Genomic DNA, 10,321 nt, shown 5'->3' on the forward strand with positions numbered 1-10,321 from the left:
TTCATACGATGCGCTTTTTTGTGTCTGAACTAATACTTAGACTAACGAGATAGTCAGTATTGCCATAACGTTATAACGACTGACATATTTTAGTTCTGCATTTTTTGGCGCTCTGAGCCTTTATGACCTTTAGCCATTCTATCAGCCTTAATTGCTTCTAGCTTTTGGCGCTGCTCAGCGGTGAGTACTTGCATTATCGCGCTGTGGTTTTGCATACGATTGCCAGAATTGTTTTGTCTAATAGTAGCGATCTGCGCTTGCTGCGTTGCTGTTAGATTCAATTCTGATAAAGGACTGTTTTTACCGCCTTTATTATGCGAGCGGCGATGTCCTTTAGCTTGTCTTTCTGACTTTAAGGTTTCAAGTTGAGCGCGCTGCTCTGCTGTAAGTATCGCTAGCATTGCTTCACGATTTTGCATACGCTCACCGCGATTGTTTTGTTTAAGTGCTTGTAGTTGCGCCTGCTGCGTGGCTGTCAAATCTAGCTGCGACATTGGACCTCTCATGCCGCCTTTTTTCATACCATCTTTATGCTGCATTTTGCTGGTCGTTGGTGCTGTATCAGTGGTTGCGTTGACACTTGTACAAGCGGTAACTGCAAATACGCTAGACATTGCTAGTACTGAACCCATTAATAATTTTTTCATAAAAATATCCTGTATTTAATTCGGTTTGGTTAAATGAACATTAAGTTTTTATCTTGCAAGCATGATGTTTAGGGAGTTATAGATAAGTACTGTCAGCCAATCTATAAGCACGCTGTATAAAAGCAGTACTTGCTGTTGATAGGAGCTATCTTACGACAGTTAAAGGTTGCGAACATTTATGAAGTATTAAGAAAGGTAACGTTTATAGCGTATTGATAAGCACTTGCCTGATAATATGGGTGATAACGCTATTAAGGCTCAAGGAGACAGATGTGCCAAATATATTGCTAGGTGATGATGACGAAGAGTTGACCCAGTTATTACAAGAATACTTGCACAATCACGGTATTCAATGCGATTGCGTTCATGATGGTGAGGCGGTCTTACAGAAACTTAAAACCGCATCTAATGGTACTTCCGTTTATGATTTGCTGGTGCTTGATATTATGATGCCAAAAATCGATGGGCTTAGTGTGCTGCGTCAATTGCCGAATATTAGTGATATTCCAGTCATTATGTTGACGGCAAAAGGTGAAGAGATCGATCGTATCATTGGGCTTGAGCTTGGTGCTGATGATTACATTACTAAACCCTGCAATCCGCGTGAGTTGCTGGCACGCATCAATGCCGTCATCAAGCGCACTAATGCGGCAGCATCAGAGCATACGCCGCTACCAGAGAGTCGTTTGCATCTGGATCAAAATCAGCGGCTTTGTCAGATAGATGGTGTAGAGCTACAAGTGACGGGGACAGAATTTGATTTGTTGGTCGCGCTACTCAAACAAAAAGGCGAGGTGGTGAGTAAGGCGTGGCTATCAGAGCATGTGTTGCAGCGTGAACTGCAGCCGTTCGATCGTAGCCTTGATGTACATGTCTCGCGCCTACGCAAAAAACTCCAACCTTTCCACGATGAGCCTATCAAAGCTATCCGTGGTAAAGGCTATCAGCTGGTGCTGTAATGACGGACTCATCGATGAAACCTGCCAAGAAAGCTATTAACAATCAAAGTCTTAATCAAGCGCCTAAATTTAAGGTACGAATCACGCTGTTTTGGCGTTTGTTTCTAAGCCTGTTATTAACGATTCTGATCACCTCTATTTTATCTATCGTGGTGGAGCGCTGGCTGGTCGAAAAAGCACTGAATGCTCGCATGGATGTACAAATTGATAGTTTATTAATTAAGCGTCAAGAGATGGTTGAAGCCTTACAAGTGGGTGATTTAACTACCGTTAGGCAGATGTATCGTGAAGACCGATGGCTTATGAATCAAATCAGAGTCTACGACGAGCAAGGCGCCATTATATTTCCGCGTTATCGAGATAGAGAGGAGCGTAGGCAAGAACATAGGCAGGAACGGATGCCAGATGAAAGGCAGGTAATGAGGCCTTCATCAATGCCACCGATTCGAGCAAATATAGTTAATCCCGATAGTCGTCCTGAGTTGGCTGACGTGACGGTCGTCTTACCAGATGAGCAGGCAGTCATTGTACAATTGCGTCCGCATCTGCGTTTTGCCGACGTTGTAGCGCTGCAACGCGGTAATTTTCCGATACGTTTATTACTGATTATTGTTTTTAGCGTCTTAGTTTGTATTTTGCTGAGTCGTACGCTGACCCAGCGTATTCGCCGTGTACAAAACACAGTGCACCGTATGATTGACGGCGATTATCAGGCTAATCCAAATTTATCCAAAATGGGAGACGATGAGCTTGGTTTACTCGCGAAAGACGTGGCCAAGCTCTCAACACGACTGGCAGAGAGTGAGCTGGCACGCAAGCAGATGCTCAGTGACATCTCGCATGAGCTGCGCTCGCCATTGGCACGGCTTGACGTTGCGACTGAGCTGACGCGAGACTTTGCGCCGAATGCCAATCGTTACCTTGATCGTATTGATAAAGAATCTGCGCGGATGAATGAGCTGATTGAGCAAATCATTCATATTCAGTCCCTGCAAATGCAGCAATATACGATCGACAATCTAGAAAATGAAGTGGTTGATATTGCTGAGATTATCAGTGAGATTGGACAAGATGTCTGCTTTGAGTTTCAACAGAAAAACGTGCGCTGGCAATGGCAGCCGGATGAGTTATCATTGACAGATTCTTTATTAGCTACGCCTTTATCAACGACTTCTCCAGAAACTCCTTGGACAGTGCTGGGCAATCAAGAACAGCTACACAGTGCACTTGAAAACGTCATTCGTAATGCTTTTATGCACACTGCCGCTGATTCAACGGTTATTGCTGAGATTAAACAAGCAGAGATGGATGGTAAAAGACCTGCTATTCAAATCAGCATTATAGACGAAGGCGGCGGTGTTGCGGATAAAGATTTGGAGCGTATTTTTCAGCCGTTTGTAAGGCTTGATTCTGCCCGTCATCGCGAAACTGGCGGCTATGGATTAGGATTAGCGATCGTCCATGCAGTTGTGATGGCACACAAGGGTCAGATTCATGTCTATAATCGCCAAGATAATATCCAAGGGTTGGTGGTACAGATTGTGTTGCCTGCCTATTCTAGGTAACTTGCACAGCAGTTACCTGCACAGCAATATAAATTGTCTTAATAGCAGAACTTATGGTCATTTAATTGAATGGCCGTTTTAGATAAGCTATTTTGAAAAAGCTATTTAAGTGCAATCGTATAGCTCTGTGGCTTGTCTTGCAAATTGTAAGCTTCAATAGCTTGTAATTTGAATTCATTACGATCGTAAAGGCTAGGATCCTCAGCAGCTCTCGACTCGAGCAGATCCATGGTGGAGTAATAGTTTTCATCTGAGAAATCACCAAAAAGATTTTTGGCGATATAGTTTAAGTACTTTTTATTGTAGCCCCGTATCTCAAACTCCGTATAGTAGCTGTCTTTTTCACGACTGATGACGAGATTATCGGTTATCTCTAGACGTGATGGACAGTTAAAACATCCTGGAACAAACTGCACATCTTTTATATCGACTTGACTGAGTAAATCCTGTGTTTTGGTTGTTTGACTATTATAATTTACATTGGACTTAGTCGTATATTTGCAGGCCTCATTATCTATTATTCTAATTCGGTTAATCTGATTCTTCTTATCTGTTTCTACATGAAGGCTGCAATCCGCAGATTGTTGGTTGCTATAACCACCTAAACTCTGCTTTTTTAATCCCAAGTTATATTTCTTATTTAGGGTGTTTATGCTTTTACCCAAAGAGCTTGGTTTGATAAAGTTTTGATAGTCTGCTGCATGGACAGGTATAGAGATAGTAGCGATTAAGCTGGATATTAATAACGTTTTCTTCATAACTTATACCTAAATTTCGAGAGCATTAGTTCACTTAATACAACCATCAAAGACGGGCTCTAAGTCAACTTTGTAAGCTTAACGCAATTATAGTCAACTTGTTATCTGAATGCTATCACCATAAAAAAGCCCCAATACGGGGTTTTTGATTAATTATGGGGTTAGAGAAAGGGTTAAGACAATGATTAAAAACATAATAATCTCGCTTGTCATTAACGATACGGACTAGTCATTAGCAAAGTTAATGACCTAGTAGTTCATGAGCTTTGGTTTGGCAGTCATTGTATAAACAAGTATAGTAAATAATCAAACTACCTACAGTCAGTTCGAAATAAATTCGATACGTTAATAGCCAAGTGCTGCTGGGGTAAATTTTTTGCAGCCTCTGTCACGCTTGCGAACAGCACGCAAGAAAAATTTACCCCAGCAGCACTGTATCAGTTTTAAAGTGAACCAACTATAGCAACCTAAAACCAAGGATGGATCAATGACTATTGCATGCTTTAAGCCAAAATGGATGGATGAAGAGATTGAAATGCTGCATGAGAGTGCGCTCAAAGTATTTAGAGATTGGGAAGCACACGATGAGAAGTGGCGTGAAAACGGTATGCTCGATCGGGAGGCTTGGCTAGAAGCGGGCGAGATGGGGTTTTTATGTGCCTCAATGCCAGAAGAATACGGCGGGGCAGGTGGTGATTTTCGCCATGAAGCCGCGCTGATTTATGCGCAATCTGAAGCCAATCAAGCGGGCTTCGGTGGCTTTTTGCATTCAGGCATCGTCGCCCCTTATATTTTGCATCATGGTACTGAAGCGCAAAAGCAGGCGTGGCTACCCAAAATGGCAACGGGTGAGTTAATCGGCGCGATTGCTATGACTGAGCCGGGCACAGGCTCAGATTTGCAAAACATCAAAACCTACGCAGTCAAAGAAGGTGATGATTATATTATCAATGGCTCAAAGACCTTTATCACTAACGGTCAACTGGGTAATTTAATCATTGTTGCCTGCAAAACTGACCGATCTCTTGGCGCTAAAGGCGTATCGCTTATCGTTGTTGAAACCGATAATGCTCCGGGGTTTGAGCGTGGCAAAAAGCTCAAAAAACTTGGTATGGCATCACAAGATACTTCTGAGTTGTTTTTTAATAATATGCGTGTGCCGCAAGCCAATTTATTGGGTACGGCTGAAGGATTAGGTTTTACGCAATTAATGCAAGAATTACCGCAGGAGCGCCTAATCGTAGCGTTGGCAGCGATTGGGGCGATGAAGTTGGCTCTGGACTTAACTATCGACTATACCAAAGAGCGCACGGCTTTTGGCAAGCCAGTATGGAGCTTTCAAAATACCCGCTTTAAGCTGGCAGAATGTAACAGCCATTATATTGCCTCAAGTGCCTTGTGTGATGCCGCTATTGAAGCATTGGTCGAAGATAAGCTCACGGTACAGCATGCCGCTTTAATCAAATATTGGGTGACCGAAAAACAGTGCATCGTAATGGATGAGTGTGTGCAGTTATTTGGTGGTTATGGCTATATGATGGAATATCCGATTGCGCGTTTGTACGCTGATGCACGGGTTCAGAAAATCTATGGCGGTACTAATGAGATTATGAAAGAGCTGGCGTCACGCTTTATGTAAGCGACTTGTTTTAAATAATCGAAAATTTTATTAAGACTATTTCATTAAGACTATTTCATTAAGACTATAAGGACATAGCATGATTCAGACGGCTTATATTTACGACGCCATTCGTACTCCTCGCGGTAAAGGCAAAGCAGGTGGCAGCTTAAATCAAGCGACCCCCATTTGGCTAGTACGCACCTTACTTAATGCCATGCAACAGCGCAATGATTTAGACACTAGCTTGGTCGATGATGTGGTGCTCGGCTGTGTGACCCCAATCGGCGAACAGGGTGCAGATATTGCCCGTATTGCGGTGCTTGATGCGGGCTGGCATGAAACGGTCGCTGGCGTGACGTTATCGCGGTTTTGCGCCTCTGGCCTTGAATCAATTAACTTGGCGGCGAGTAAAATCATGTCAGGTATGGAGGATATGGTCGTTGCAGGCGGTGTGGAATCAATGAGCCGTGTAAAAATGGGCGCAGATGGCGGTGCTTGGTTTATGGATCCGCGGATAAATTCAGTGACTGGCTTTGCTCCGCAAGGTGTTGGTGCCGATACCATTGCCACCCTCGAAGGGTTTAGTCGTACAGATGTTGATGCCTTTGCTACCGAGTCGCATCACCGTGCTGCTAACGCATGGGCTGCTGGTTACTATGACAATGCGGTGATACCTGTGCATGATTTAAATGGTCGCTTGCTTTTAGATAAAGATGAGACCATTCGTCCCGATACGACAGTCAATACCTTAGCAGGGCTCAAGCCTTCGTTTGCATCGCTTGGTGCGATGGGTTTTGATAGCGTCTTGTTGGATAAATATACCAGTATCGAGCGCATCAATCATGTGCATCATGCCGGTAATTCCTCTGGTATCGTTGATGGCTCTGCGCTTTGCCTTTTGGGGAGCGAAGCTGCGGGTAAAAAAGCAGGATTGCGCCCGCGTGCAAGAGTCATTATGGCGTCGGTTATTGGCTCTGAGCCCTCTATTATGCTGACCGGTCCGACACCTGCTTGCCAGAAAGCTCTCAAAAGAGCCGGTATGACGGCAGCCGATATTGATCTATGGGAGATTAACGAAGCGTTCGCTGCGATACCGATGAAGACGGCGAAAGATTTGGGTGTCTCACTGGACAAAGTCAATGTTAATGGTGGCGCTATTGCCATGGGACATCCGCTAGGAGCCACTGGAGCCATGCTGCTCACCACTGTGCTTGAGGAATTAGAGCGTCGTGATCTAAAAACGGCCATGATTACGCTTTGTGTCGGTGGCGGTATGGGTATCGCCACTATCATTGAGCGTGTATAAGCTATCTGTAAGACGATGGTTAAATAATAAGTTTGAATTTAAAAAAAGGAATAGTAATGAGCATGGATTGCACCCAAACGATTAATGAGGTGGCAGATTTTTCTGCTGAGCGTGACGATGACAATATCGTAACAGTCACTATCAACCAAACCGCGCGTCAGATGAATGTGATTGATGATACTTTTAATCAATCGTTTGCAGTATTGGTCGATGCTTTTATAAACGATGAGACGGCTAAAGGGCTTATCTTAACGTCAGGTAAAGACAGTTTTATCGTTGGCGCTGATCAGGTAAGACAGTTTTATCGTTGGCGCTGATATTGACCAGCTTGCGAGTATTCAAACCCACGAGCAAGCGTTTGAATTGGCGGAGTCGCTCAAGGCAAGCCTACGTAAGCTTGAAAAATCTGGCAAACCGGTCGTGGCAGCGATGACAGGTTCAGCGCTTGGTGGCGGGCTAGAGGTTGCGTTGGGCTGTCATTACCGACTCGCTATTGATTCAGCTAAAACCAAACTTGGATTGCCCGAGGTAAAATTAGGCTTGCTACCTGGCGGCGGTGGTACTCAGCGTCTGATGCGCCTACTCGGTATGCAAAAGTCGCTTGAGATGATGACCCAAGGTAAAATGGTTAGTGCTACCGCTGCCAAAGAGATTGGGTTTATTGATGCGATAGCCAGTGACACAGACGACATGTTAAACCAAGCTAAAGCGTGGATTAAAGCCAACCCCGATGCGCAGCAACCGTGGGACAAAAAAGGCTTTAGCATCCCTGGTGGCAATGCCAATCATCCAAAGAACGCGCAAATGCTATCTGTTGCCCCAGCTATGGCGTACCAAAAATCTCACGGTAATTATCCTGCCATTACCCATATTATGTCTTGCGTATTTGAAGGCAGCTTACTTGATATCGATGCTGCCCTTGAGGTCGAATCGAGCTACTTTGCCGCTTGTGTGCTCTCGCCTGAATCTAACAATTTAATCACTTCTATGTGGACGCAATTAAACCAAATTAAAAAAGGACAATCACGTCCTAACAGCTTTGATCGTGAAGAAGTAAATAAGGTTGCGGTACTTGGTGCAGGCATGATGGGTGCTGGGATTGCGTATGTCGCTGCCAAAGCGGGCATCAATGTGGTGCTATTAGATACCAGTATTGAAAATGCTAATAAGGGTAAACAGTATTCAGAAAAATTATTAGACAAAGCTATCAATCGCGGACGCTCAAACGAGACCAAAAAAGCAGCGTTATTAAGTAAAATTCAAACCACCATATCTTATGATGATATAGAAGGTTGTGATTTAGTCATCGAAGCGGTGTTTGAGGATCGCGATATCAAAGCCAAGTGTACTGAGCAAGCAGAAGCCGTCATCGCTGAAACGGTTGTCTATGCGTCTAATACGTCGACCATTCCCATTACGAGCTTAGCCACTGCAAGTAAACGTCCTTCTCAATTCATCGGGCTACACTTTTTCTCACCAGTCGATAAGATGCCTTTGGTTGAGATTATCATGGGTGAGCAGACGGATGATGCAACCTTAGCAAAAGCTTTTGATTTCGTCTTACAAATTGGCAAAACGCCTATCGTTGTCAACGACAGTCGCGGCTTTTATACCTCGCGCGTATTTGGTACGTATGTGTCAGAAGGTATTGCGATGTTAGGTGAGGGCGTGCATCCTCGTCGAATTGAAGTCGCTGGTCTCAAAGCTGGTATGCCGATGCCACCGCTTGCGCTGCAAGATGAGGTGTCGCTCGATTTATCGTTTCGTATCAAAGAGCAATCCAAAAAAGATACGCTCAGCGAGGGTAAAGAATGGGTCAGTCATCCGGCAGAAGCGGTGCTCAAAGTGATTGCAAAAGACCACGAGCGCTTAGGTAAAAAGGTCGGCAAAGGGTTTTATGACTATTCGAAAAACAAAGAGGGCAAGGATGGTAAACAGTTGTGGCCAAAACTTGCTGAGCTATTTCCGCCTGTTGATGAGCAGCCAGATATGCAAGAGCTGATAGATCGGCTGCTCTATATCCAAGCCAACGAGTCAGCGCGCTGTTATGAGGAAAACGTCTTGCGCTCTGTCGCTGAAGGTAATGTAGGCTCAATCTTTGGTTGGGGTTTCGCCCCGCATCAAGGGGGTACGCTACAGTTTATCAATGCGACAGGTATGGAAAGTTTCGTTGCGCGTAGTCATGAGCTGGCCGCTAAGTTTGGTGCGCGTTTTAAGCCTGCACAAATTTTGATAGAGATGGCGAAAAAAGGCGAGGTGTTTTCAGATGGCTAATACAGATGTAGTATCGAATAACTCAATACCCAGTACAATGACAGACATGATGGCTGACTGTTTAAATGGTCTTAAAGTTGTCGATCTCACGCGTAATTTACCTGGTCCATTCGCGACGCGCTTACTTGCCGATCTAGGCGCAGAAATCGTTAAAATTGAACCAGAAAATGGCGATCCAGGACGTGCATTTGGTGAGTTATTCAAAGCGTTAAATCATGGCAAACATTGCGAAAAGGTGGATTTTCGTAGCGAAGCAGGCATTGAAGCAATAAAAGCACACATCAAAGATGCAGACGTGATGCTTGATAGTTTTCGCCCTGAGGTCCTCGTGGGCATGGGTTTAGACGCGGCTACCCTACATGCTATCAACCCAAAACTGGTGATGGTTTCTATCACAGGCTACGGTATTCCAGAGGCGCTTGATGCTACAGGTAAGTCTTGGGCAGCGAAGGCTGGGCATGACATCAACTTTATGGCAATGAGTGGCACCCTCTATCAGCTAAAAACAGAAACAGGCAATCAAGCCATGCCCAATATGCAATTTGCAGATTTGGCTGGTGGTAGCGATACCGCAGTGATTGCCTTATTAGCAGCGGTATTTGCCGCTAAAAATACTGGTCGCGGTCGACACATAGCCGTGAGTATGACGCATAGCTTGTATCATCATCTGGTTATGCCAAAAGCGACAGCTGATATGATGAAAAATATAAATGGACAACGCCCAGAGCCTCAGAATGACTTCTTGGGTGGATGGCTGCCGTGCTATCGGCTGTACAAAACACAAGATGGTCGCCATATGGCAGTCGGCCACAAGATGGTCGCCATATGGCAGTCGGCTCATTAGAATTTAAATTTTGGCGATTATTATGCGAGACGTTAGATTTGTCTGAACATATCGATGCTCATTGGCAGCGTGGATCAATGCCAAATACAGCTGAGAGTAAACAAGCTGAGCAAGCAATGATAGAGAAGTTTGCTAGTCAAACGATGACGTATTGGGAAGAATTGTTCGCAGAGGTTGATGCTTGCGTAACCCCTGTACTTAATTTGACAGAAGCTCAAAGCCATCCACTATTTGCGCATCAAGATGAGCATCAAGCGACTGCCAGCTGGCAGGTTACTGCTGGTGCATAAACTCAGTGGAACCCTGTAGCAAGGAGTCAACTATAAAAAGCCCCGCTAAGGGGCTTC

Annotated in this window: 10 protein-coding genes; 8 read left to right on the forward strand and 2 right to left on the reverse strand. The window is 44.6% G+C overall.

The annotated features are described in order from the left end of the window. Positions 1-89 precede the first annotated feature (89 nt). A complete protein-coding gene (locus PENNN9_RS06850; RefSeq protein WP_058368959.1) occupies positions 90-647 on the reverse strand; it encodes a hypothetical protein in 558 nt (185 codons plus the stop codon). A gap of 272 nt (positions 648-919) precedes the next feature. Between PENNN9_RS06850 and PENNN9_RS06855 the strand changes: the two genes are divergently transcribed. Beyond that, on the forward strand, positions 920-1,606 hold the full coding sequence (locus PENNN9_RS06855; RefSeq protein ID WP_058368960.1) for a response regulator transcription factor: 687 nt from the start codon (positions 920-922) through the stop codon (positions 1,604-1,606). Between the two features lie 14 nt (positions 1,607-1,620). Further along, positions 1,621-3,171, forward strand: a complete 1,551-nt coding sequence (locus PENNN9_RS06860; RefSeq protein ID WP_143505664.1) for a sensor histidine kinase — start codon at positions 1,621-1,623, stop codon at positions 3,169-3,171. 101 nt (positions 3,172-3,272) lie between these two features. Here PENNN9_RS06860 and PENNN9_RS06865 read toward each other — a convergent pair whose 3' ends face one another. Beyond that, positions 3,273-3,929: a hypothetical protein gene (locus tag PENNN9_RS06865; RefSeq protein ID WP_058368962.1), complete on the reverse strand. Its 657-nt coding sequence runs from the start codon at positions 3,927-3,929 to the stop codon at positions 3,273-3,275. A gap of 487 nt (positions 3,930-4,416) precedes the next feature. Here PENNN9_RS06865 and PENNN9_RS06870 point away from each other — a divergent pair, with 487 nt between their 5' ends. The 6 genes from PENNN9_RS06870 to PENNN9_RS13565 all read left to right on the forward strand — a co-directional run bounded on the left by PENNN9_RS06870 (position 4,417) and on the right by PENNN9_RS13565 (position 10,264). Beyond that, the gene (locus tag PENNN9_RS06870) at positions 4,417-5,568 is read left to right on the forward strand and encodes an acyl-CoA dehydrogenase family protein (RefSeq protein WP_058368963.1); all 1,152 of its coding nucleotides are present in this window, start codon (positions 4,417-4,419) and stop codon (positions 5,566-5,568) included. Between the two features lie 82 nt (positions 5,569-5,650). Continuing rightward, positions 5,651-6,856 (forward strand): acetyl-CoA C-acetyltransferase, encoded by a 1,206-nt coding sequence (locus tag PENNN9_RS06875; RefSeq protein ID WP_256713862.1) that lies wholly within the window; start codon positions 5,651-5,653, stop codon positions 6,854-6,856. 56 nt (positions 6,857-6,912) lie between these two features. Beyond that, positions 6,913-7,173, forward strand: a complete 261-nt coding sequence (locus tag PENNN9_RS13390) for a hypothetical protein (RefSeq protein WP_264752922.1) — start codon at positions 6,913-6,915, stop codon at positions 7,171-7,173. A 19-nt stretch (positions 7,174-7,192) separates the two neighbouring features. Further along, a complete protein-coding gene (locus tag PENNN9_RS06880; RefSeq protein WP_264752923.1) occupies positions 7,193-9,130 on the forward strand; it encodes a 3-hydroxyacyl-CoA dehydrogenase NAD-binding domain-containing protein in 1,938 nt (645 codons plus the stop codon). Then, a complete protein-coding gene (locus PENNN9_RS06885) occupies positions 9,123-9,974 on the forward strand; it encodes a CaiB/BaiF CoA-transferase family protein (RefSeq protein WP_319822892.1) in 852 nt (283 codons plus the stop codon). Before PENNN9_RS06880 ends, PENNN9_RS06885 begins: the two co-directional genes overlap by 8 nt. Then, positions 9,956-10,264, forward strand: a complete 309-nt coding sequence (locus PENNN9_RS13565) for a CoA transferase (protein ID WP_319822893.1) — start codon at positions 9,956-9,958, stop codon at positions 10,262-10,264. The genes PENNN9_RS06885 and PENNN9_RS13565 overlap by 19 nt, the downstream gene beginning before the upstream one ends. The last annotated feature ends 57 nt before the right edge of the window (positions 10,265-10,321 follow it).

Origin of the sequence: Psychrobacter sp. ENNN9_III, assembly GCF_001462175.1 — a bacterium.
Taxonomy (GTDB): domain Bacteria; phylum Pseudomonadota; class Gammaproteobacteria; order Pseudomonadales; family Moraxellaceae; genus Psychrobacter.

Excerpts from the sequence above, each read along its gene's own strand:
- PENNN9_RS06850 (WP_058368959.1), bottom strand. The coding sequence starts at position 647 with ATGAAAAAATTATTAATGGGTTCAGTACTAGCAATGTCTAGCGTATTT.
- PENNN9_RS06860 (WP_143505664.1), top strand. The coding sequence starts at position 1,621 with ATGAAACCTGCCAAGAAAGCTATTAACAATCAAAGTCTTAATCAAGCG.
- PENNN9_RS06865 (WP_058368962.1), bottom strand. The coding sequence starts at position 3,929 with ATGAAGAAAACGTTATTAATATCCAGCTTAATCGCTACTATCTCTATA.
- PENNN9_RS06870 (WP_058368963.1), top strand. The coding sequence starts at position 4,417 with ATGACTATTGCATGCTTTAAGCCAAAATGGATGGATGAAGAGATTGAA.
- PENNN9_RS13390 (WP_264752922.1), top strand. The coding sequence starts at position 6,913 with ATGAGCATGGATTGCACCCAAACGATTAATGAGGTGGCAGATTTTTCT.
- PENNN9_RS06885 (WP_319822892.1), top strand. The coding sequence starts at position 9,123 with ATGGCTAATACAGATGTAGTATCGAATAACTCAATACCCAGTACAATG.
- PENNN9_RS13565 (WP_319822893.1), top strand. The coding sequence starts at position 9,956 with ATGGCAGTCGGCTCATTAGAATTTAAATTTTGGCGATTATTATGCGAG.